The organism is Sphingomonas mangrovi (genome assembly GCF_047975845.1).
Classification (GTDB): domain Bacteria; phylum Pseudomonadota; class Alphaproteobacteria; order Sphingomonadales; family Sphingomonadaceae; genus Sphingomonas.
Genome location: NZ_JBIUCZ010000006.1, coordinates 44,892 through 66,597, shown reverse-complemented (window position 1 = coordinate 66,597; position 21,706 = coordinate 44,892). Strand labels below are relative to the sequence as shown.

The window sequence follows — 21,706 nt, the reverse complement described above, 5'->3', positions numbered from 1 at the left end:
AGGCCGAGAAGTTGACCGACACGACCCCTGCATCCGAACCCGCGATCGCGATCCGCGGCGTCCGCCACAGCTATGGTGACCGGCTGGTGCTGCGCGACCTCGACCTGACCGTCGCACGCGGCGAGATCTACGCGCTGCTGGGTGGCAACGGCGCAGGCAAGTCGACGACGCTCAACGCGCTGCTCGGCTTTCTCGCGCCGTCGGCAGGGACGGTACGGATCTGCGGGGTCGACCCTGTCGCGCAGCCGGCGGCGGCGCGGGCGCTGCTCGCCTATGTGCCCGAGAGCGTTGCGCTCTACGAGCATCTGACCGCGCGCGAGAACGTCGACTATTTCCTCGCGCTCGCCGATGCGGCGCGCGGACGCGACGCCGTGATCGATCCCGCACTCGACGCGGTGGGGCTGCCGCGCCACGCTTGGGACAAGCGCGTCGGCGGCTTTTCCAAGGGCATGCGGCAGAAGGTCGCCATCGCGCTGGCGCTCGCCCGCCACGTGCCGGTGCTGCTGCTCGACGAACCGACTTCCGGGCTCGATCCGCAGGCGACGCTGGAGTTCAACCGCCTGCTCGCCACGGCGCGATCGCGCGACGTGGCGATCCTGATGGTGACCCACGACCTGCTGAGCGCAGTCGACGTCGCCGATCGTATCGGCTTCCTCGCGGGCGGCCGAATCGAGGAGGAGCGCGTCGCCGCCGGCGGCGAGACGCGCTTCGATCTCAACGCATTGCACGCCCGCTACGCCCACCCGCAGGTGCCCGCATGAGCCCGACGGTCCGCATCGCACGAGAGGAGTGGCGCGCGCTGCTGCGCAACCGCGCCGGCGTGATCGCAACCGCGCTGCTCGTCGCCCTCGTGCTGGTGGCGAGCGTCGTCAGCCTCGAACGTCGCGCCCGGCTGGAGGCGGATCGCACGCGCTACCAGGCGAGCGCCGATGCCGAGTTCGATCGCCAGCCCGATCGCCATCCCCACCGCATGGTCCACTACGGCCAGTTCGTGTTCCGCCCAATCGCGCCGCTCGCCTTCTTCGACGCGGGGGTCGACAGCTACACCGGCAACACCATCTTCCTAGAGGGCCACCGGCAGAACAGCGCCAATTTCGCCGAGGCGCGCCAATCGTCGCTGCTGCTGCGCTTCGGCCAGCTCACCCCGGCGTTCGTGCTCCAGACGCTGGCGCCGCTGCTGCTGATCTTCCTCGCCTTCACCAGCGTCGCGCGGGAGCGCGAGCGGGGTACGCTGCGGCTGTTGCTGGCACAGGGGATCGGCGGGCGGACGCTGCTCGCGGGCAAGCTGCTCGGGCATGGCGCCGTGGCGCTGGCGGTGGGCGCGCCGGCATTCGCGGTGCTGATCGGCTTCGCGCTGACTGGCGCCGCCGGCTGGGGGGCGACGCTGCTGCTGATACTCGGCTATGCCGGCTGGCTGCTGCTGTGGGCGCTGCTCGCGGTGCTGGTCTCGGCGCTTGCGACCCGCTCGCGCGACGCATTGGCGGTGCTGATCGGGCTGTGGATGGTCGGGGTGATCCTGCTGCCGCGGGCGTTGCCCGAAGTGGCGGCGGCGCGCGCGACGCTGCCGACGCGGATCGAGACGGAAGTCGCGCTGCACCGCGATCTCGCCGAGATCGGCGACAGCCACGATCCCGACGATCCCTATTTCAACGACTTCAAGGCACGCACGCTCGCGCGCTACGGCGTGGCGCGGGTCGAGGACCTGCCGGTGCAATATGCCGGGCTGGTCGGGATGGAAGGGGAGCGGCTGACCACCGGCCTCTATGCGCGTGCCGCCGCCGAGACCTCCGCGCGCGAGGCGACGCAGAACCGCTTCGTCCACGCCTTCGCCGCGGCGAGCCCGCTGATCGCGATCCGCCAGCTGTCGATGGCGCTGACCGCCAGCGACCTCGCCGCGCACTTCGACTTCCTCGATCAGGCGGAAGGCTTTCGCTACCGCTTCGTCCAGACGCTGAACCGGATGCAGGCCGAACTGATCCCGCACATCGGCGGCGAGGACCCGCGCGTGTCGGCCGAGAACTGGAAGCGGGTGCCGCGCTTCGCCTACCGGCCGTACGATCCGCTCACCGCCGAACGGGGCACGATCGGCTGGAGCCTGGCGGTACTGCTCGGCTGGCTGGCGGGGCTGGGGCTGCTCGCCACTGTTGCCGCGCGCCGCATCGGGGGGATCGCACGATGAGCCGCCTTTATGCCGAACTCCGCCTGATCCTGCGCTCGCGGCTGGGCGTCGTCTCGCTCGCGCTGCTGGTCCTGCTCGCCTCGCTCGCCGTCTGGTCGGGCATCGCGCAGGTTGCGCGGCAGGAGGCGACGATCGCCCGCGTCGCCGCCGAGCAGCAGCGCGACTTCGCCGCCGTCGCCGCCACCCACGGCAAGCCGGATGGCGACGCAGGCTATGCCGCCTATTACAGCTTCCTGCTGACCCACGACGCGCCGCCGCCGCTCGCCTTCGCCGCGATCGGCCAGCGCGACATCCAGCCGTTCGTGCTGCGCGTCCGCGCGCTCGGGCTGCAGCAGCAGCTCTACGACGCGGAGGCGATCAATGCCGAGCTGGCGCTGCCCGGCGTGTTCGACTGGGCGTTCGTGCTCGTCTATCTCGCGCCGCTGATCGTGATCGCGCTCACCCACGACCTCGTCACCGGCGAGCGCGAGGGCGGGCGATTGCGGCTGCTGCTGTCGATGCCCGGCCGCGGGCTGTGGCGGCGACGGATCGGGCTGCGCTACGCACTGGTGCTCGCCGCGGTCGCGCTGCCGTTCGGCGTCGGCGCGCTGCTCACTGCGGCGCCGATCGATGGCGCGGCGGCGATGTTGCTGGTCGCCGCGCTCTACCTCGGCTTCTGGTTCGGCGTCGCGCTGCTGGTCGGCAGCGTGGTGCGCGCCTCCGCCACCGCGGCGGCGTCGCTGATCGGCTGCTGGATCCTGCTGACGCTGGTGTTGCCGACGCTCGCCAATGCGGCGATCGCGCGGGCGATCCCGACCGCCAAGGGCATCGACCTGACGCTGGCGCAGCGCGAGGTCGTCCACCACGGCTGGGATGCACCCAAGGCGGAGACGTTCGCGCGCTTCTTCGTCCATCATCCCGAATGGCGCGGCCAGGAGCGCTTCGCAGGCCGCTTCCACTGGAAATGGTATTTCGCGATGCATCAGGTCGGCGACGAGGCGGTCGCGAACGACGTCGCCGCCTATCGCGCCAGCCTGATCGCGCGCGAGCGCTGGAGCGCGCGCGTCGGCTATCTGCTGCCCGGGGTCGCCGCGCAGGGCGTGCTGCACCGGATCGCCGACACCGACCAGTTCGGCCAGCTGGCGTATCAGGACAGCATCGCCGCCTTCCACGATCGGCTGCGGCGGTTCTTCTATCCGTACATGTTCAGCGACCGGCCGTTCACCCGCGCCGATTTCGATCGCATGCCGGAGTATGCCCCGCGCGCGCCGACGGGCTCGACGCCGCTCGCGTCGCTATTGGCGCTGCTCGTCTCCGCCGGGCTGCTGCTCGGGCTCGGCGGCCGCCGCATCGCGCGCATCCGCGGCGCCAGCCACGCCTGACAAGGAGCCTTACGTGACGTTTCGCCTCGCCGCCGGCCTGCTGGCCACCCTCGCTGCGCCCGCCGCGCTTGCCCAACAGCGCGCACCGCTGCCGCCGACCCTCGCGTGGTCGGGGGCGAGCGAGGCGTGGATCGCCAAACCCGGCGATCCGTGGATCACCCCGGCCGAACGCACGGAGTTCGCCGAGACGCCGAGCTATGCCGAGACGCGCGCCTATCTGGAGCGGCTGGTCGCCGCCTCGCCGCTGCTGACACTCGAGAGCTTCGGCACCACGCCGGAGGGGCGGGACCTCTATTACGTCCGCGCGGGAAAAGGTGGCGCGGCCAAGCCGGTGGTGCTGATCCAGGCCGGCATCCATTCGGGCGAGATCGACGGCAAGGATGCCGGGCTGATGCTGCTGCGCGACATCGCTTTGCGCGGCAAGGCCGAGCTGCTCGACACCGTCGATCTGGTATTCGTGCCGATCTACAACGCCGACGGGCACGAGCGCCCGAGCCCCTACAATCGCCCAAACCAGCGCGGACCGAACAATCCCGGCAGCCGATCGACCGCGCAGAACATCAACCTCAACCGCGACTATGCCAAGGCCGATGCGCCGGAGACGCAGGCGATGCTGCGGCTGCTCAACCGGCTGGATCCGGTGCTCTACATCGACATGCACGTCTCGGACGGGTTCGACCACGGCTACGACGTGACCTACACGTTCGCGGGCTGGGGCCGGCATGTGCAGTCGCCGGCGATCACCCGCTGGCTCAACACCTCCTTCACCCCCGGCGTCGACGCGTTCGTGAAGCGGATGGGGCACAACCCGCACTTCTACCCCAGCGCGATCGACGAGCGCGACCTGAGCAAGGGGCTGCGCGTCGCCGCGGAGGGACCACGCTACTCGACCGGCTACGGCGATTTCGCGCGCATCCCGACGGTGCTGGTCGAGATGCACTGCCTCAAACCCTACCGCCAGCGCGTGCTCGGCGCCTATGCGATGATGGAAGGGGCGCTGCGTCACGCCGGCCGCGATGCCGTCGCGTTGCGCGCGGCGATCGACGCCGATCGCGCCGCCAGACCGCAGACGCTGGCGGTGCGCTGGGAGCGCGACGAGCGGCCGCAGGCATGGGTGCCGTTCGCCGGCATGGCGCTGGAACGCTATCGCTCGGCGGCGTCGGGCGAGGAGGAGGTGCGCTACGTCGCAAGGCCCCAGCCGCTGAAGCTGCCGATCATCGGCCAGAAGCCGGTGGCGAGCGTCACCCTGCCGCAGGCGTGGTGGGTTCCCGCCAGCGCGAGCGAGGTGATCGCCCGGCTGGACCTCCACGGCATTCGCTACGAACGGATCGCCGCGCCGCGCACCCTCGACCTCGATATGGTGCGGCTGGCGGAGCCGACGCTCGGTCCGGCGAGCGAGCAGCGGGTGATGGTCGCCGGCAGCTTCACCCACGAACGGCGCCGCGAGACGCTGCCCGCGGGCTCGGTACGCGTGCCCTACGATCAGCCCAAGGGGCTGCTCGCCGCGGCGCTGCTGGAGGCGGAGGCGCCGGACTCGTTCCTCGCCTGGGGGTTCTTCCCCGGCATGCTCCAGAAGGGCGGCGGGATCGAACGGTTCGCCAGCGCCCCGATGGCGGAGGCGATGCTGGCGCGCGATCCGGCGCTGCGCGCGGCGTTCGAAGCGAAGCTCGCGGCCGAACCGGAGTTCGCCGCGGACGGGGCGGCGCGGCTCGCCTGGTTCGTCGACCGCTCCCCCTATCGCGACGCGCGCCATCTGCTCTACCCGATCGGACGCGAGCTGCCGGCACCGCCGGCCTCTGGCCAGCAGGCGGGATGACGCCTAGCCTGCGGGCATGACCCTGCCCATCGTTCGCGTCCCGACCCTCGCCATCCACGACAGCAGCGATCGGTTTCCGGTGCGCCGAATCTACTGCGTCGGCCAGAACTATGCCGAGCACACCCGCGAGATGGGCGGCGATCCCGATCGGCAGGAGCCGTTCTTCTTCTCCAAGCCGGCCGACGCGGTCGTGGCGAGCGGCAGCGTGCTCCCGTTCCCGAGCCGGACGCAGGACCTTCATCACGAGGTCGAGCTGGTGCTGGCGCTGGGTGAGGGCGGGACCGACGTCGATCCTGCCGAGGCCGGGCGGCTGATCTTCGGCTGCGCGGTAGGCGTCGACCTCACCCGCCGCGATCTCCAGGCGGTGGCGAAGAAGGCCGGGCGGCCGTGGGACCTGGCGAAGGGCTTCGACCGCTCGGCACCGGTGGCGCCGATCCGCCGCGGGCGGCCGCCGGTCGCGGCGGCGATCACGCTCGACGTGAACGGCGTGCGCCGCCAGTCGGGCGTGCTGGCCGACATGATCTGGTCGCCGGTCGAGATCGTCGCGGTCCTGTCGCGCTACGTCCGGCTCGAACCGGGCGACCTGATCTTCACCGGCACCCCCTCGGGTGTCGGCCGTCTCGACCGGGGCGACGCCGTGGCTGCCGCGATCGAGGGGCTGCCCTCGCTCGACTTCCGGATGGCGTGAGCCGACGGCGGGCACTTCGCCCGCCACCGGCTTTCCCCTGCTCGCCGCGCTAGTGTGCGGCGCCGGGTCCTGCCGCCCGCTTCGGGCGCGGGGCCAGCCAGATGATCGTCGCCGCGGCGAAGAAGGCGAAGGCGGAGAGCAGGAAGATGTGCGTGGTCGCCAGCGCCATGCTCTCCTTGTCCACCAGCTGCGCGACGATGGCGCGGATCTGGTCGAGCGGCATGCCCTGCGCGCCGAGCACCGCGATCGTGTGCTCGTCGTTGAGCCGGCCGACGATCTCGCTGCGCGCCACCCGCGCGCTGTCGTCCCACATGGTGGTGACCACCGAGGTGCCGATGGCGCCCGCCATCGTCCGCAGGAAGCTCATCAGGCCGGCTGCGGCCGCGGTCTCCTGCGGATCGACCGAACTCAGCGCCAGCGTCATCAGCGGCACGAAGAAGAACGGCATGCCGAACCCCTGGAGCAGCTGCGGTAGCGCGAGCGTCCAGAAATCGGCTTCGCTGTTCCACTGCGAGCGCAGCAGCGTGGTGAGGCCAAGCCAGACGATGCCGAAGCACACCAGCCCGCGGGAGTCGTATTTGGTCGAGAGCTTGGCGACGATCGGCGACATCACCACTGCCGCCACGCCGTTGAACGCCGTCGCATAGCCCGCGTAGGTCGCGGTATAGCCGAGGCTGAGCTGCAGCCATTGCGGGATGATGACGGCCGCGGCGAAGAACGTCCCGAACGCGAAGAACAGCGATGTGACCGCCACGGTGAACCCCCGGTGCCGGAACACGCGCAGGTTGACGATCGGCTCCGCCTCGGTCGCTTCCCAGGCGAGGAACACCACGAACGCAATGGCGGCGATCACCGCCAGCGCGACGATGACGGGATCGTTGAACCAGTCGTGCTCGCGGCCGAGATCGAGCATGATCTGGAGCGCCGCGATCCACAGCAGCATCAGCATCAGACCGACCCGGTCGACGCGCAGCGGCTGGGTCGGCGTCTCGGCCTTGCGCAGCAGCCGCATCGCCCCGAACGCGCAGCCCGCGGCGACGGGGATGTTGATGAAGAAGATCCAGTGCCACGACCAGCTGTCGCTGATCGTGCCGCCCAGGATCGGCCCCAGGATCGGCGCGACCACCGTGGTCATCGACCAGGCGCCCATCGCCTGCGCGCGCTGGTCCGGACGGAAGATGCGCATCAGCAGCGTCTGCGACAGCGGCATCAGCGGCCCGCCGCACAGCCCCTGGCCGATCCGGCACGCGACCAGCATGCCGAGCGAGGTCGACAGGCCGCACAGCACCGAGAACAGGCCGAAGCCGATCATGCCGACGGTGAACACCCGCACCGTGCCGAAGCGCCCGGCGAGCCAGCCGGTGAGCGGCACGCACACCGCCTCCGCCACCGCGTAGGAGGTGATGATCCACGTTCCCTGGCTGCCCGAGATCGCGAGGCTGCCGGAGATGTGCGGCACCGAGACGTTGGCGATGGTGGTGTCGAGCACCACCATGAAGTTGGTGAGCGCGAGGACGAGCCCCGCGAGCAGCTGCGACACGCCGGTAAGCGGCGTGGGCGCCTCGGCCTTGGCGTTCATGGCGGTCCTCAGTGCGCCCGAAGGTCGATCTCGGCGTCCATCGACAGGCCGACGCGCAGCGGGTGGGCGCGAAGTTCCTTCGGATCGAGCGCGACGCGCACCGGCAGCCGCTGGACCACCTTGATCCAGTTGCCGGTGGCGTTCTGCGCCGGGATCAGCGCGAACGACGATCCGGTGCCGCCGGAGAAGCCGACCACCTTGCCGTGATATTCGACGCCGCCGCCGTAGAGGTCGGAGGTGAGCGTCACCGGCTGGCCGACCTGGACCCGTTCGAGCTGGCCTTCCTTGAAGTTGGCGTCGACGTAGAGCTGGTCGAGCGGCACGATCAGCATCAGCGCGGTCCCCGGTGCGACGCGCTGGCCGACCTGGACGTTGCGGCGGGTGATGACGCCGTCGATCGGCGCGCGGATGACGGTCCGCTCGAGGTCGAGCTTGGCCTGGGCGAGCTTCGCCTGGGCGGCGAGCACTTCCGGCGCCGTCGAGGCGGTGGTGCCGTTGATCAGCGCGTTGTTGGCGGCGAGTTCGCCCGTAGCGGCGCCGCGGGTCGAGCTCGCCTGGGCGACGCCGGCGCGGGCCAGTTCCAGGTTGGCCCGCGCCGTCGCAAAGGCGTTGGTCGCGCTGCTCAGTTCCTCGCCCGAAACCGCGCCGTTGGGGGCGAGCTTCTGGCGGCGGGCGAGGTCGACGCGGGCGCGTTCGTAATCGGCCTGTGCCGAGGCGAGCTGGGCGCGGGCGCGGGAGATGTCGGCGTCGCGGGCCTTCACCTGCGCCGCGAGCGCGGTGCTGGTCGCCGAGGTCTGGCCATACTGGCGGCGGGCGCGGGCGAGATCGGCCTCCGCCTGCGACACCGCGATGCGCGCGTCGCTGTCGTCCAGCCGGACCAGGACGGTGCCCTTGCGCACGGTCTGGGTGTCGGCGACCTCGACGCTGTTCACCTGCGCGGCGAGCATCGGGGTCACGCTGGCGGTGTCCGCGCCGACATAGGCGTTGTCGGTGCTGACATAGTATCGCGCGACGAGCAGGTAATAGGCGGCGTAGGCGAGTGCTGCGACCAGCACGACCACCGCGATGATGCCCAGCAGCTTCTTGCGCCGCTTCTTGGGCGGGGCGCTCGCCTCGACGGCGGGCTGGTTGGGGAGGGCGGCGTCAGCCATGCGTCGTGTCCTTGCGTGCGGCCTGCGCCGCGGTGTTGGTCGAAAAGCCGCCGCCCAGCGCGCGGATCAGCTGGACGTCGAGCGCAAAGGCGCGCGCCTCCAGATCGGCGACGGTGCTGCGGTTCTGCAGCACGCGGTCCTCGGCGGTAAGCACGTCGAGGAAGGTGGAGAGCCCCCCCTCGTAGCGCTGGCGGGCCAGTGAATAGGCCTGTTCGGAGGCGTCGAGCGCCTGGCGGCTTTCGGACAGGCGATTGACCAGCGCGCGCTGGCTGGTCACCGCGTCGGCGACCTCGCGATAGGCGTTGGCGACGCTGCCGTCGTAGCTGGCGACCGCCTGGTCGTACTCGGCGCGGGCGCCCTTGTACTGGCCGGACAGCTGCCCGCCGCGAAAGATCGGCAGGCTGAACGCCGGGCCGACATGGCCGTAGGTCGATCCGCTCTTGAACAGGTTGTCGAGCCCCAGCGACTGGAAGCCCACCAGCGCGCTGAGGCTGAGTGCCGGGTAGAAATCGGCGCGCGCGACCTTGATGCGGCTGGCGCTCGCCTCGACCCGCGCGCGGCTGGCGGCGATATCGGGGCGGCGGCCGATCAGGTCGGTGGTGACGCCGACGGGAAGCCCGCCGGTCGCGTCCGGCAAGGCCGGCAGCACGATGGCGAGGCCGCGGTCGGGCCCCTTGCCGAGCAGCGCGGCGAGCCGGTTGCGGGTGAGGCCGATCGCCTCGTCGGTGGCGGCGATCTGCGCGCGCACCGCCGGCAGGGTGGCGTCGGCCTGCTTGAGCTCGGCGCGGGTGTCGAGGCCGTTGGTCACGCGATCGGCGACCAGCCGCTGGGTCTGCGAGCGTACCGCCAGCTCGCGAACCTGCACCGCGCGCTCGGCGGCGAAGCGGGCGAGGTCGGCATAGGCGGCGGCGATATTGGTCGACAGCACCAGCCGCGCCTGCGCGACGTCGATCCGTGAGGCCTGCGCCTCGGATGTCGCCGCCGCCAGCGCGGCGCGATTGCGGCCCCACAGGTCGAGGTCGAAGCCCAGATTCGCGTTGATCGTGCCGGTGTCGTTCCAGCCGTGCGGCACGAAGTCGGCGGGGATGCCGTTGTTGTAGCTCTGCTTGGTCTCGGTGGCGTTGCCGTCGATCGCCACCGACGGCAGCCGCGCGGCGCCGACCTGTTCTGCATAAGCTTCGGCCGAACGCAGCCGTGCCGCCGCGGAAGCGACATCGGGTGAGTCGGCAAGGCCTTCGGCGATCAGCGCGTCGAGCTGCGGGTCGCCATAGGCACTCCACCAGTCGGCGGCGGGCCAGGCGGTGGCGGCAGATGCGGGGGCCAGGCTGCGGTCGGCATCATAGGCGTCGGCAGCACGCACCTCGGGCCGGGCGCCGAGCTGCGGCACCGGCGCACAGGCGGCCAGCGGAACGACACCGGCCGCAGCGGCGAGCAGCAACGGCCGAAAGGAAAATCCGGTCATGGAAATAAATACCGTACTGATTGGTACGGTGCGCCAGATGGGCGCGCGCCGGCGCCTTGTCAACACAAAAGCGTACTCTATAGTACGGTTATGCAAACGGAGACCGACAAGCCCTGCGGCAAGCGCGAGGCGCGCAAGCAGGACCGCCAGCAGGCGATCCTGGCGATCGCGCAGCGCTCCTTCCTGGAACACGGCTATGCCGGCACCTCCATGTCGGCGATCGCTGCCGAGCTGGGCGGGTCCAAGGCGACGCTGTGGCGCTACTTCCGCTCCAAGGAAGCACTGTTCGAAGCGGTGGTGGACGAGGCGACCAGCGCCTATCGTCGGCAGGTCGCCGACCTGCTGCGGCCGTCGTCGGACGTTCGCGCGACGGTGCTGGCGTTCGCGCGCGGGTTCCTGACGAAGATCGTGTCGCGTGAGGCGTGCCAGCTCCACCGGCTGGTCGCCGCGGAAGCGGGGCGCTCGCCCGAGGTCGGTGCGATCTTCGCGCGCGTGCCGCAGCGCACCCGGCAGCTGCTCGCCGACTTCTTCACGGGCGCGATGGCGGCCGGGCAGCTCCGTCGCGGTGACCCGCTCGCCGCGGCGCAGGTGCTGACCTACCTCTGCATGGGACTGCAGCAGCGCATCCTGTGGGGCGGCCCGGACGCCACCGCAGCGGAGGTCGAAGCCGAGGCGCACAACGCGACCGAGATTTTCTTGCGCGCCTATGCGCCGGAATAGCCGGTCTTCAGGGATGCGTTTTTGATCGAACCTGCTAGTCGGGGGGAATGGCCGCGTCTCCATCTGCCGCTACTTCCGAGGGCTCGCATGTCGGAAGGAGCCTGATCCGCAAGCTCAACGCGCTGTCGATCATGATCGCGGCGTCGATGATCCTGCTGGTCGGCTGGGGCCTGTGGCAGGCGCGGCAGGACGCCTGGGCGACCGCCACGCGATCGTCGGAAAACCTGGTAGCCACGCTCTCGCGCAACGTCGCCACCAACATGATCCTCGCCGAGCAGGCCGTTACGGCGACGGCGAACGCGCTGAGCATCGACGGTATCTGGAGCTATCCCGCGCCGATCCAGCGGACGATCCTGTTCAACAAGGGGCGTGCCTCGCCGTTTCTCGACCGCCTTTTCATCCTGGATGCGCAGGGCAAGCTGCTGGCGGAGTCGACCGGCACCGTGCCGGCGGGCGCCGATTTCGCCGACCGGCCCTATTTCCAGACCCTTCGCGCCGCGCGCAGCAGCAAGCCCTATCTCAGCCGTCTGCTGACGAGCCGATTCCGCGAGGGCGAGGAGAGCCTGGTCCTGGCCAAGCGCGTCGTCGACGACGACGGCAGGTTCGCCGGGATCGTTGCCGGCGTGATGCCGCTCCACCTGATGCAGCCGAGCATCGCCGACGTCGTGATCGGGCCCAAGAGCGCGATCAACCTGTTCTCGCTCGACGGGACGATCCTCGTGCGCAGGCCGGGGCTGAAGCCGGGCGCCAACCGCAACATCGGCGGCACGCCTACCTTCGAGCGGATGAAGGCCGAGAGAGAAGGCAGCTTCGTCGGCCGGTCCGCGGTCGATGGCGAGCAGCGGCTCTACAGCTTCGCTCGGCCGGGCGGCGTGCCGCTGCTGCTCGATGTCGCGATCTCGACCGACGAGATCCTGTCGCCGTGGTGGCGCCGCGCGATCCCGCCGCTGCTCGCGACGCTGGCGCTGTGCGCGGCGATGCTGCTGCTGGCGATGCTGTTCCAGCGCGAACTGCTGCGTCGCGAACTCGTGGAGCGGCAGTTGTTCGAGCGCGCGACCGTGGACGGGTTGACGGGGTTGCTCAACCGCCGGTCGTTCGACGAGGCGCTGTCGCGCGAATGGCGCCGCGCGCGCCGGGTCGGCGCGCCATTGTCGCTGCTGATGGTCGACGCGGATCACTTCAAGGCGTTCAACGACCTCTACGGCCATGTCGCCGGCGACGCGGTGCTCAAGCGGATCGCCGATGCGATGCGCCAGACCGCGAAGCGCGCCTCCGATCAGGTCGCCCGCGTCGGCGGAGAGGAGTTCGTCATCCTGCTGCCCGACACCGATCGCGACGGCGCGATGCGGTGCGCCGCCGCCCTGCTGGAGCGGGTGGAGGCGGCAGGCGTCGAGCATCGCGGCAATCCTACCGGCAAGGTGAGCGTGAGCATCGGGGTCGCCGCCGTCGATCCCGAGGACGAGGGGGAAGGCGATCTCGTCCGCGCCGCCGACGCCGCGCTCTACCGGGCGAAGGACGGCGGCCGGAACCGGGCCTGCGCTGCGACCTGACGGGCCGGGCTCAGGCTCCGTAGGGCAGCACGGCGAGCAGCGCATCGGGACGCACGAGGACGCGGAGCGCCAGCCCGGCCTGCGCGGCGCGGTCGATCGCCAGCGTCGTCGGCGCCGAGATGGTCGCGAGCATCGGACAGGCCGACACCGCCGCCTTTTCCACTAGTTCGTAGGAACAGCGCGAGGTCAGCAGCGCGAAGCCCTCGTCCCAGCCGAGGCCGCCGCGCAGCATCGCGCCGATGAGCTTGTCGAAGGCGTTGTGGCGGCCGACATCCTCGCGCACCAGCCGGATCGCGCCTGCCACCGTGCAGGCGGCCGCGGCGTGCGCGGCGCGCGTGGCGGTGCCGAGCGGCTGCGCCACGTCGAGCGCGGCGAGGGCGGCGAACACCGCGGCATCCTCCCCCTGCCAACGCGGTGCCGTCCGCGGCAGCGGCCGCATCGCCTGTTCAAGGCTCTCGACCCCGCACAGTCCGCACGACGAGTCCGCGGTGCGATGGCGCACCCGGTCGGCGACGCGACCGGCGACGCGGGACGACAGCGTGACCCGTACGAGCGCGCCGTGATCGAGGCGGTGCGCTTCGGCGTCGAGCACGTCGTCGACCGTGTCGATCAGCCGCTCGGTTCGCGCGAAGCCGTAGGCGAGGTCGAGCAGGTCGTCCGGGCTCGCCATCAGCACGGCGTAGGCGAGGCCGTTGCACTCGATCGCCACCGGCAGCTCGGTCGCGATCGGCCGCGTCAGGTCCACGCGCGCGCCGTCTCTGCCGACGCGCGCGAAGGGGAGAACCGGCGCGGCGGTCAGGGCCGGATCCGAACCGGCACCGACTTGGCGGCAGGGACGTGGCTCTGCTCGGCATGATGCTCGACCGGCAGCAGCACGTTGGCCTCCGGATAGTAGGCGCCCAGGCAGCCGCGCGGGATGTCGTAGGGCGTCACGATCAGCCCCTCGCGCCGCCGGGTCGTGCCGTCGCCGGCATCGCTTTCCAGCGCGACGATCTGGCCTTCCTCGACACCGGCCTTGGCCATGTCCGCCTGGTTGATGAACAGCACATCGCGGGTACCCTTCACCCCGCGAAAGCGATCGTGATAGCCGTAGATGGTGGTGTTGAACTGGTCGTTCGAGCGCAGCGTCATCAGCCGGAAGCGCCCGTCGGCGTCGGCGAAGCCGGTGGCGTTCAACTCGCCGGGCGCCAGGAACTCGGCCCTGCCGCTCGGCGTCTGCCAAATCCGCTCGGCGGCCTTGTTACCTTTCCAGAAGCCGCCCGGCGTGAACAGCCGCGCATTGAAGTCGCGGAACATCTCCGGATAGGTCGCCTCGATCGCATCGCGGATGCCGGCATAATCGGCGATCCAGCCGTCCCAGTCGACGCGCGGATTGGCCGGCGCGATCCGCTTGGCGATCTCCGCGACGATGCGCGGTTCGGACAGGAGGTGCGGGCTGGCGGGCTTGGCCTTGCCGCGCGAGCCGTGGATGCAGCTGGTCGAGTCCTCGACCGACACGGCCTGCGGTCCGCTTGCCTGCACGTCCTCCTCGATCCGGCCGAGGCAGGGCAGCAGATAAGTGACCTTGCCGGGGAACAGGTGGTTGCGGTTGAGCTTGGTCGCGATCTGGACCGAGAGGTCCAGCCGCGGCCACGCCGCCTCCATCGCGTCCGTATCGGGTGCGGCGCGCAGGAAGTTGCCACCCAGTCCGACGAAGGCACGGACCGAGCCGTCGATCACACCGCGGCATGCCTCGATGGTGTCGAGGCCTTTTTCCGTCGGCGGATCGAAACCGTAGAGCTCCTTGAGCTTCTCGACCGGCGCCAGCTCGGTCTTCTCGGTGATACCGACGGTGCGCTGGCCTTGGACGTTGGAGTGGCCGCGCACCGGCGTCGGGCCGGCGCCCGGCTTGCCGATGTTGCCGCGCATCAGCAGCAGGTTCACCAGCATGCGGACGTTCTCGACGCCCTTCACATGCTGGGTGAGCCCCATGCCATAGATGCCGAGCACCGCCTCCGATCGGGCATAGACCCGCGCGGTTTCTTCCAGCGCCGTACGGGCAAGGCCGGACTCGCGCTCGATATCGGCCCAGTTCGCTTCACGGACCGCATCAGCAAAGCTCTCGAAGTCCTTGGTATGCTGAGCGATAAAGGCGTGGTCGAGCACCGGCGGGTCGCCGACGGAGAGCGCGGCGTCGTCCCACTCGATCAGGAACTTGGCGATTCCCATCATCGCGGCAATGTCGCCGCCGGCTTTCACCTGATGATATTGCGTCGAGATCTGCGTCTCGCCGCCGGTCGCCATCTCGATCGGGTTCTGCGGATCGGTGAAGCGCTCGAGCCCGCGCTCCTTCAACGGGTTGAAGGTGAGGATTTCGACCCCGCGCTTGCGGGCGCTGCGCAGGTCGTGGAGCATGCGCGGTGCGTTCGACCCCACGTTCTGCCCGAAGAAGAGGATGCAGTCGCATTCCTCGAAGTCGCGCAACTGAGTGGTGCCGACCGGCACGCCGATCGCTGCCTTCAGCCCCACCGAGGTCGACTCGTGGCACATGTTGGAGCTGTCGGGCAGGTTCTGGTTGCCGTACATCCGCGCCATCAGCGCATAGAGGTACGACGCCTCCAGGCTGGCGCGGCCGGAGGAGTAGAAGACGACCGACTTTGGATCGAGCGGGCGCAGCGAGGCGCCGATCGCGTCGAACGCCTCTTCCCAGCTGCACGCGACGTAGCGATCGCTTTCGGCGTCGTAGCGCAGCGGATGGGTGAGCCGGCCGTGCTGCTCGAGATCATAGTCCTTCCAGCCGCGCAGCTCGGTGAGCGTGTGCTCGCGGAAGAACTCGGGCGTGGTGCGCAGCGTCGTGAGTTCCCAGGCGGTCGCCTTGGCGCCTTCCTCGCAGAACTCGGCGGGATGATGGTCCGCCGGCTTGGGCCAGGCGCAGCTCACGCACATGAAGCCGTCGGGCTTGTTCTGGCGGGCGAGCTGGCGCAGCGCGTCGGGCGCGACGCGCTCGCGCGGCAGCACCTCGGCCAGTGAGCGGACCGATCCCCAGCCGCCGGCGGGGCCGGTGAACGGTTCGATCTCGGGCTCGTCCGATCGCTGCTTAGACATGTTGTTCCACCTTCCCGCCGTTCGCCAGCAACCTTCGACGATCCTCGCGCTGGGGGAACGGTTCCGCAAGCGATTGGTTCAGGCGCTTGCAATTTCAGGGAAAAACCATGGCACCGGTTCGCTACACCCCTTCCGTCGAGCAGCCGCAGCCCGACGAGGCCGAGACCATCGCCGGGTTGGAGGAGCAGTTCGGCAAGATCCTCGACACCACCTCGCAGGATTACGGCCATGCGGTGCGCTCGGTCCATGCCAAGGGGCATGGCCTCGCGCGCGGAACGCTGACCGTCGCCTCCGGCCTGCCCGACGAGCTGGCACAGGGCCTCTTCGCGACGCCGGGCGAGCACGAGGCGATCCTGCGCTTCTCCACCAACGCCGGCGACCTGCTCGACGATTCGGTGCGGCTGCCGCGCGGCGTCGCGTTGAAAGTGCTGGGCGTCGAAGGCGAACGACTGCCGGGCAGCGAGAGCGACACGACCCAGGATTTCGTCCTGGTCAACGCACCCGCCTTCTCCGCGCCGGATGCCAAGAAGTTCCTCGCCAACCTGAAGCTGCTTGCCGTCACGACGGACAAGGCGGAGGGCGGCAAGAAGCTGCTGTCGGGTGTGCTGCGTACCGTCGAATCCGCGCTGGAAGCGGTCGGTGCGGAGTCGGCGACGCTGAGCACGCTCGGCGGCGCCAAGCCCTTCCATCCGCTCGGCGCGACCTATTACAGCCAGACGCCGTTCCGCTACGGCGCGTACATCGCCAAGTTCCAGCTGGTGCCGGTGTCAGCGATCAAGGGCTTCGCCGACGAGACGATCAACGCCTCCGGCCGCCCCGACGCGATCCGCGAGGCGATGAACGCGCTGCTGCTCGAACAGGGCGGCACCTGGGAACTGCGCGTGCAGCTGTGCACCGACATTGACACCATGCCGATCGAGGATGCCTCGGTCGAATGGGACGAGGCGGCGAGCCCCTATCGCACTGTCGCGACGCTGTAGGTCGCACCGCAATCCGCCTGGGTCAACGGCGACAGCGAGCGGCAGGAGGACAGGCTTTCCTTCGCGCCGTGGCACGGGCTGGCGGCGCACCAGCCGCTCGGCGGCATCAACCGCGCGCGCAAGAGTCCCTATCGCTTCTCGGCAGGCTATCGCGCGAAGTTCAACGGCTGTCCCGTCCACGAGCCGCGTACGCTGGATGAGATCGACGCGTAGTCCGATCGTTCGGCTTGCCGCGGCGTGGGAACGAACGGTGCGCTTGCATCCTGCTTCCGATCGGGGTTCGATCGCAGCGATCTGGAGGAGCCAACCATGTCGTTCCCATCGCCAGCCGCTTGCGTGTGCCGTCCCCGACATGGCTCAGTCCGTCGTGCCATAGCATCGGCAGTCGTGAGGGCGGGGGTGATGATCCTGGCCGCCACGCCACTCTCCGCGACGCCCCGCCCGCATCAGGGCTTGCGCGACCTCCGTCCGACCGGCGCGCCGGCGCCCGCGCCCCGCGCATCCGATCGCCATCCCACATCGAAGGTGTTGGGGAAGCGTGATCGCAGGATGGCGGACGGTACCCCGGGGTGCGTGATCGACTTCGCCTACGCCGGTCGCGAGGCCGATGGCCTCTTGTGGGCGGAGCCGTGCAAGGACGTGACCGCGGAAATGATGCGGCGGGCCGATCTGGAGCGGCTCGGTTCGTGGGAACGGCTCGAAGATCGCGATCGCCGGTTCGTGGAAGCGATGTCGGCTGGTACGGTGCTGTACGTCGCGGGCGCGTTCAGCGCCGCGGTGTTTCCGCTCGACGAGACCGGCACGAGCTATGAAGTGACGGTCGCCGACTGACGCGCGCGACCGGCAAAAAAGACCCCGGAAGATGGCGTCATCTTCCGGGGCAATTTCCCGCTGGACAGGGGGGAGCAGGGCCAGCGGTATCAGGAAGCCGGGGTCATCGACGGCGGCGCGTCGGCCGGGGCGCTGCCCCAGGCGGAAGGCTTCGGCCCCATCGTCAGCACCAGCCGAGCACCATCCTTGACGTCGGCGTGGCGGAACCAGGCCTTGCTCCACGGGCGGCCGTTGAGCGTCGCCGACTGGATGTAGAGGTTCTTGGCCGAATTGTTGCGTGCGACAATCTCCAGCGTCTTGCCGTTGCCCATCGCCAGCTTCATGGTGTCGAACACGGGGCTGGAGACGATGTAGACGTCGCTCGACGGGTCGACGGGATAGAAGCCCATTGCCGTCATCGCGTACCAGGATGAGGTCGCGCCCTGATCGTCCATGCCGGGGTAGCCGTAGCCCGCGGCGTCGCTGCCGTAGAGCGTTTCGAGGATGCGGCGGCTGAGCGCCTGCGTCTTCCACGGCTGGCCGCTCCACGTGTAGAGGAACGGCGCGTGCTGGTCGGGCTGGTTGCCGTGGACGTACTGGCCGACCATGCCGGTGCAGTCGCGGCAGATCCCCGTCGGCGTGTACGGGGTGGCGAAGAAGCGGTCGAGCTTGGCGTTGAACGCGTCGCGGCCGCCGAGCAGATCGATGAGGCCCTGCACGTCCTGCGGCACCAGCCACAGCGTCGACCAGCCGGACGCTTCCTTCATCATGAAGTTGTAATAGGGCTCCTGCGGGTCGAACGGCGCGATCCATTTGCCATCGGCGGTGCGCCCGCGCATGAAACCGGTCGAACGATCGAACACGTTGCGATAGTTGGCGGCGCGCTTGCGGAACATCGCCGCATCCTCGCGCTTGCCGAGCATCTGCGCAAATTCGGCGAGCGCATGGTCGTCCCAGGCATATTCGAGCGTCTTCGCGACGCCCGCCTTGCCGCCGGCATAGGGCGGGCTGGGGTTCCCCTCCGGCACGATGTCGGAGATCCAGCCGTTCTTCAGATATTCAGCGAGATAGCCGCGCGGCCCCTTGGGATCGGTCGCGTTCTTGCGGAGATATTCGTAGGCGGCGGCATAGTCGAACGGAATGCCGCGCCGCGCCGCGCCCAGGTAGAGGAACACGGCGTTGTCGCCGTGGAACGAGGTGTTCATGAAGCCGCGCTCACGCGCCATGTCGAGCTCGGAGCGCATGATGTCCTGCACCACCTGCGGCTCGAGCAGTTCGAGCAGGACGATCTGGTTGCGGCCGGTGTCCCAGAAGGGCACCGGGCCGTAGCGGTCGTAGCTCGCGGTCTGGACCTTGCCGTTGGCGTCGGTGAACGCTTCGCCCTTGCGCGCGACCAGCCGCGGGCTGGCGAAGGACTGGAACAGCGTCGAATAGAGCAGCATCCGCTGCTTGGGCGTGCCGCCGGTCACCTGCACGCGATCGAGCAACTGCGCCCAGGCGGCGCGCGCGTCTCCGCGAATCCGCTCGAAGTCCCAGCCGGGACTTTCCTCGCGCAGCCGCCGCTCGGCATCGGCGTAGCTGGTGCCGTGGGCCATCTTCACCAGCACCGCCTCGCCCTCGCGGGTGGTGAAATCGAGATAGCTGCCGGCGTAGCTCCCCTCGACGCTGCGGGTGTCGGGCAGCACGTCCTTGTCGCCGATGCCGTAGCCGCGGTTGTCGCCCGGCGATTTGCGGAAGCTGCCATAGCCCGAGAAGGGCTTCGAGAACTCCGCCACGAAGTAGCGGCCGTCGCGGGTATCGTTGCCGTCGCGCTTGGCAGCGACGCCGCGGACGATGCGGTCGCCGACGATCTCGACCTGGCCGCCGCGTCCCGGCAGGTTGACCAGGATGTGCGCGCGATCGGTGGCGGGGAAGGTGAAACGCATGAGGCTGGTGCGCAGCGTCGCGGTCAGCTCCGCGCGCGTTCGGAAGCTGTCGAGATAGGCCGAATAGTAGCCGGGCGCGGCGACTTCCTTGGCCTTGTCGTAATAGGATTGGGTATAGACCGGCGGCACCGTCCAGTCGCCGACGATCGGCATCACGATCGGCTGGGCGCGGCTGCCGTAGGTCGGGCCGCCGCCGCCGGTGAAGCCGATCATCGTCGGATTGGTGTAGTAATAGGGGGTGGCGACGCCGGTCGGGTAGGTCTGCTCGACGTTGACGTTGACGGGTGCCGCCTCGACCGCGCTGTGCGGCAGCCGCGCGCCCGGCGAGGTGATGCCCGAGTAGAGCGGCTCGCCCGGCGGCGGCGCATTGCCGATCAGCTCCTTGCGGTCGAGCGGAGCGGTGCCGACCAGCGGATTGGCCTCATCGACGCCGGTCTTGCGCGACTGCGCGTCCGCCAGGCCGGAGCCGGCGACGAGGATCGCCGCGGTTGCGAGCAGGCTGCTGATGTTCCGGATGCGCATGCGACCTTCCCCTCAAACGGTGCATCGACTGCGACAGCAGCGGCCGTTTTCGGCTCGCGGGCGTCGCGATGCGGGTACGGTCGATTAAATAAATCTTTTTGTCAAATCTTTCGGCAATGATGTCAGCGACGTCAGTGTCGAACGGGTCGGCTCCGATGGGCGCCGAGCAGCAGGCGCTCGGCGAGCCAGCCGAACGCAATGCCCGCCGCCGCCCAGAACACCGCCTGCGCGCCGAGCGATCCCAGGCGGAACTGCCACAGCAGCGTCGCCGGGAAATCCTCCGGCACCTCGTCGACCGCCGGCAGCGACAGCTGGAGCAGCACGATCAGCACGAGATAGCCGCCGATCGCCGCAAGCACCCGGTCGATCCCGACCAGCCGCCCGTGTAGCCGTCGGTATAGCCACAGCCCGGCGACCGCGGCGAGCACCGAATAGCCGAGCATCGCGAAGAAGTCTGCGGTGCGCAGCTGCACCGTCTCAGGCATCCCCACCGCCGGCGGGGTGGGCGGATATTTGAGGGCGGGCACGAGGGACACCACCACGAACGCCGTCACCGCGAGCAGCAGCGCGAGGCTGCGCGGGCCGATCCGGACGACGCGGCCGTAGAGGCTGGCGAACGCCACCGCGAAGAGGCCGCCCATCGCGCTGCCGTAGAGCAGCATCGCGGTGTAGAGGCCCGCGCCCTTCTGCGTGGCGCGGCTGACCAGTTCCTCCTCGCCGCCCATCATGGCGTGTGCGGCATGCTGCGCCTCGACCGCGATCGCGCCGTCGACGGCGGGCTCCGCGAACCACAGCGCGAAGGTGGCGGCGACGAGCGCCGCCAGCGCACCGGCGAGCATGCCTCGCCAGAGCAGATGCTTCATCATGTCGGACGCCCCGCTTAGTGGCAGGGGAAGCCCAGCAGGTGCCGGCCGTCGTGGACGAACTCGTGCACATACATGCCGTCGAACAGCGCATAGGCGCCCTGTTCGGTGCTGACGAAATAGATCAGGATTACGGCGATCAGCGCGGCGAGCGTCGCCCAGGGTGCGATCTCGTCCAGCGGAATGCCGGGGGCGGTCCCTACGGGAACGAACGGATCGGCGAAGTCGGTGGCGGCGACGGTTGACATCAGCATGCTCCTGCCGGGAAGACGCGCCCGGAAGCGGTGAGGGGTTCGGGCGGAGTCTGGCTTTCCGCAGGAACTGCGGATCACAGTGGCGCGACCGCGCCGGCATCGCACCGGCTTCCCGCCCGGCTCGCCTCCCGTGTGGCGGGATGCGGCGCGCGCGTCAACCGAGCAGGAGAAGCGTTCCTTGGCCACTCGTCTCACCCTGCTCTGCGCCGGCGCGACCGCGTCCGCGCGCAGGGGCGGCTTCCCGCGTTCCGACGAGCGGCTCGACGCCGGCGGCCGCGCCAAGATTGCGGCGCTGGAGCTGGAAATAGCGGGGCAGGCCTGGACGAGCCCGGCGCGGGCGGCAGTCGAGACCGCGGCGCTGCTCGGGCTCGCCGCCGAGCAGGAAGCGGCGTTGCGCGACTTGGATCACGGCGCGTGGGCGGGGCGGTCGTTGGAGGACCTGCACGCGCAGGACCCGGATGCGCTGATCGCTTGGCTGGCGGCACCGGAGCGCGGTGCCCCTGGCGGGGAGAGGCTGGAGTCCGTGGCGGCACGCATGTCGGCGTGGATGGCGCAGGTGGCCGCGGCGGACCGCCCGGTGCTGGCGATCACCCATGCCGCGGTGATCCGGGCGGCCATCGCGAGCGCGCTCGGCGTGCCGGTGGCAGCGACGCTGCGCATCGACGTGGCCCCGCTATCGCGGACGGTCCTGTCGTTCCACGGCCAGTGGCGGCTGCAGGAGTTGCGCCGGTAAGAATCGTCATGCCAGCGGAGGCTGGCATC

The 21,706-nt window shown here is 69.9% G+C and carries 18 protein-coding genes; 10 read left to right on the top strand and 8 right to left on the bottom strand.

Annotated elements, in window-relative coordinates:
• Positions 1 to 11 precede the first annotated feature (11 nt).
• From ACBY01_RS04970 to ACBY01_RS04950, 5 genes are read left to right on the top strand one after another with little or no spacing between them, the layout of a single operon-like run.
• On the top strand, positions 12 to 761 hold the full coding sequence (locus ACBY01_RS04970) for an ABC transporter ATP-binding protein (protein WP_416459674.1): 750 nt from the start codon (positions 12 to 14) through the stop codon (positions 759 to 761).
• The gene (locus tag ACBY01_RS04965) at positions 758 to 2,179 is read left to right on the top strand and encodes an ABC transporter permease (RefSeq protein WP_416459673.1); all 1,422 of its coding nucleotides are present in this window, start codon (positions 758 to 760) and stop codon (positions 2,177 to 2,179) included. Before ACBY01_RS04970 ends, ACBY01_RS04965 begins: the two co-directional genes overlap by 4 nt.
• Positions 2,176 to 3,540 (top strand): ABC transporter permease, encoded by a 1,365-nt coding sequence (locus tag ACBY01_RS04960; RefSeq protein WP_416459672.1) that lies wholly within the window; start codon positions 2,176 to 2,178, stop codon positions 3,538 to 3,540. Before ACBY01_RS04965 ends, ACBY01_RS04960 begins: the two co-directional genes overlap by 4 nt.
• A 13-nt stretch (positions 3,541 to 3,553) precedes the next feature.
• Positions 3,554 to 5,356 (top strand): M14 family metallopeptidase, encoded by a 1,803-nt coding sequence (locus tag ACBY01_RS04955; RefSeq protein ID WP_416459671.1) that lies wholly within the window; start codon positions 3,554 to 3,556, stop codon positions 5,354 to 5,356.
• A gap of 16 nt (positions 5,357 to 5,372) precedes the next feature.
• Positions 5,373 to 6,044, top strand: a complete 672-nt coding sequence (locus ACBY01_RS04950; protein ID WP_416459670.1) for a fumarylacetoacetate hydrolase family protein — start codon at positions 5,373 to 5,375, stop codon at positions 6,042 to 6,044.
• Positions 6,045 to 6,093: 49 nt separating this feature from the next.
• Here ACBY01_RS04950 and ACBY01_RS04945 read toward each other — a convergent pair whose 3' ends face one another.
• Genes ACBY01_RS04945 through ACBY01_RS04935 form a run of 3 tightly spaced genes read right to left on the bottom strand, consistent with a single transcriptional unit; the run spans position 6,094 to position 10,236 of the window.
• On the bottom strand, positions 6,094 to 7,623 hold the full coding sequence (locus ACBY01_RS04945; protein ID WP_416459669.1) for a DHA2 family efflux MFS transporter permease subunit: 1,530 nt from the start codon (positions 7,621 to 7,623) through the stop codon (positions 6,094 to 6,096).
• A gap of 8 nt (positions 7,624 to 7,631) precedes the next feature.
• Positions 7,632 to 8,774: an HlyD family secretion protein gene (locus ACBY01_RS04940; RefSeq protein ID WP_416459668.1), complete on the bottom strand. Its 1,143-nt coding sequence runs from the start codon at positions 8,772 to 8,774 to the stop codon at positions 7,632 to 7,634.
• Positions 8,767 to 10,236, bottom strand: a complete 1,470-nt coding sequence (locus ACBY01_RS04935) for an efflux transporter outer membrane subunit (protein ID WP_416459667.1) — start codon at positions 10,234 to 10,236, stop codon at positions 8,767 to 8,769. The genes ACBY01_RS04940 and ACBY01_RS04935 overlap by 8 nt, the downstream gene beginning before the upstream one ends.
• Before the next feature lie 90 nt (positions 10,237 to 10,326).
• On the opposite strand from ACBY01_RS04935, the gene ACBY01_RS04930 reads away from it, so the two are divergent.
• Positions 10,327 to 10,956, top strand: a complete 630-nt coding sequence (locus ACBY01_RS04930) for a TetR/AcrR family transcriptional regulator (protein ID WP_416459666.1) — start codon at positions 10,327 to 10,329, stop codon at positions 10,954 to 10,956.
• A gap of 47 nt (positions 10,957 to 11,003) precedes the next feature.
• Positions 11,004 to 12,506, top strand: coding sequence for a sensor domain-containing diguanylate cyclase (locus tag ACBY01_RS04925; RefSeq protein ID WP_416459665.1), 1,503 nt, complete (start codon positions 11,004 to 11,006; stop codon positions 12,504 to 12,506).
• A 10-nt stretch (positions 12,507 to 12,516) separates the two neighbouring features.
• On the opposite strand, the gene fdhD is transcribed toward ACBY01_RS04925, so the two are convergent.
• Both fdhD and ACBY01_RS04915 read right to left on the bottom strand, forming a co-directional pair.
• Positions 12,517 to 13,251, bottom strand: coding sequence for a formate dehydrogenase accessory sulfurtransferase FdhD (gene fdhD / locus ACBY01_RS04920; RefSeq protein WP_416459664.1), 735 nt, complete (start codon positions 13,249 to 13,251; stop codon positions 12,517 to 12,519).
• A 50-nt stretch (positions 13,252 to 13,301) separates the two neighbouring features.
• Entirely contained in the window at positions 13,302 to 15,590 is a 2,289-nt protein-coding gene (locus ACBY01_RS04915) for an FdhF/YdeP family oxidoreductase (protein WP_416459663.1), read from the bottom strand.
• A 107-nt stretch (positions 15,591 to 15,697) separates the two neighbouring features.
• Here ACBY01_RS04915 and ACBY01_RS04910 point away from each other — a divergent pair, with 107 nt between their 5' ends.
• The gene (locus ACBY01_RS04910; RefSeq protein ID WP_416459662.1) at positions 15,698 to 16,570 is read left to right on the top strand and encodes a catalase family protein; all 873 of its coding nucleotides are present in this window, start codon (positions 15,698 to 15,700) and stop codon (positions 16,568 to 16,570) included.
• A 402-nt stretch (positions 16,571 to 16,972) separates the two neighbouring features.
• Positions 16,973 to 17,401 carry a hypothetical protein gene (locus ACBY01_RS04905; protein ID WP_416459661.1) on the top strand — a complete coding sequence of 143 codons (429 nt, stop codon included), beginning with the start codon at positions 16,973 to 16,975 and terminating at the stop codon, positions 17,399 to 17,401.
• A gap of 89 nt (positions 17,402 to 17,490) precedes the next feature.
• Here ACBY01_RS04905 and ACBY01_RS04900 read toward each other — a convergent pair whose 3' ends face one another.
• The 3 genes from ACBY01_RS04900 to ACBY01_RS04890 all read right to left on the bottom strand — a co-directional run bounded on the left by ACBY01_RS04900 (position 17,491) and on the right by ACBY01_RS04890 (position 20,938).
• On the bottom strand, positions 17,491 to 19,827 hold the full coding sequence (locus ACBY01_RS04900) for a GH92 family glycosyl hydrolase (RefSeq protein ID WP_416459660.1): 2,337 nt from the start codon (positions 19,825 to 19,827) through the stop codon (positions 17,491 to 17,493).
• 131 nt (positions 19,828 to 19,958) lie between these two features.
• Complete coding sequence (locus tag ACBY01_RS04895; protein WP_416459659.1) at positions 19,959 to 20,693, bottom strand: CbtA family protein; 735 nt, start codon at positions 20,691 to 20,693, stop codon at positions 19,959 to 19,961.
• Positions 20,694 to 20,707: 14 nt separating this feature from the next.
• Positions 20,708 to 20,938, bottom strand: a complete 231-nt coding sequence (locus ACBY01_RS04890) for a CbtB domain-containing protein (protein WP_416459658.1) — start codon at positions 20,936 to 20,938, stop codon at positions 20,708 to 20,710.
• 184 nt (positions 20,939 to 21,122) lie between these two features.
• Between ACBY01_RS04890 and ACBY01_RS04885 the strand changes: the two genes are divergently transcribed.
• Positions 21,123 to 21,677, top strand: coding sequence for a histidine phosphatase family protein (locus ACBY01_RS04885; RefSeq protein WP_416459657.1), 555 nt, complete (start codon positions 21,123 to 21,125; stop codon positions 21,675 to 21,677).
• The last annotated feature ends 29 nt before the right edge of the window (positions 21,678 to 21,706 follow it).

Coding starts and splice junctions, on each gene's coding strand:
- ACBY01_RS04965 (WP_416459673.1), top strand. CDS start 758: ATGAGCCCGACGGTCCGCATCGCACGAGAGGAGTGGCGCGCGCTGCTG.
- ACBY01_RS04960 (WP_416459672.1), top strand. CDS start 2,176: ATGAGCCGCCTTTATGCCGAACTCCGCCTGATCCTGCGCTCGCGGCTG.
- ACBY01_RS04950 (WP_416459670.1), top strand. CDS start 5,373: ATGACCCTGCCCATCGTTCGCGTCCCGACCCTCGCCATCCACGACAGC.
- ACBY01_RS04945 (WP_416459669.1), bottom strand. CDS start 7,623: ATGAACGCCAAGGCCGAGGCGCCCACGCCGCTTACCGGCGTGTCGCAG.
- ACBY01_RS04940 (WP_416459668.1), bottom strand. CDS start 8,774: ATGGCTGACGCCGCCCTCCCCAACCAGCCCGCCGTCGAGGCGAGCGCC.
- ACBY01_RS04935 (WP_416459667.1), bottom strand. CDS start 10,236: ATGACCGGATTTTCCTTTCGGCCGTTGCTGCTCGCCGCTGCGGCCGGT.
- ACBY01_RS04930 (WP_416459666.1), top strand. CDS start 10,327: ATGCAAACGGAGACCGACAAGCCCTGCGGCAAGCGCGAGGCGCGCAAG.
- ACBY01_RS04925 (WP_416459665.1), top strand. CDS start 11,004: ATGGCCGCGTCTCCATCTGCCGCTACTTCCGAGGGCTCGCATGTCGGA.
- ACBY01_RS04915 (WP_416459663.1), bottom strand. CDS start 15,590: ATGTCTAAGCAGCGATCGGACGAGCCCGAGATCGAACCGTTCACCGGC.
- ACBY01_RS04910 (WP_416459662.1), top strand. CDS start 15,698: ATGGCACCGGTTCGCTACACCCCTTCCGTCGAGCAGCCGCAGCCCGAC.
- ACBY01_RS04905 (WP_416459661.1), top strand. CDS start 16,973: ATGATCCTGGCCGCCACGCCACTCTCCGCGACGCCCCGCCCGCATCAG.
- ACBY01_RS04900 (WP_416459660.1), bottom strand. CDS start 19,827: ATGCGCATCCGGAACATCAGCAGCCTGCTCGCAACCGCGGCGATCCTC.
- ACBY01_RS04895 (WP_416459659.1), bottom strand. CDS start 20,693: ATGATGAAGCATCTGCTCTGGCGAGGCATGCTCGCCGGTGCGCTGGCG.
- ACBY01_RS04890 (WP_416459658.1), bottom strand. CDS start 20,938: ATGTCAACCGTCGCCGCCACCGACTTCGCCGATCCGTTCGTTCCCGTA.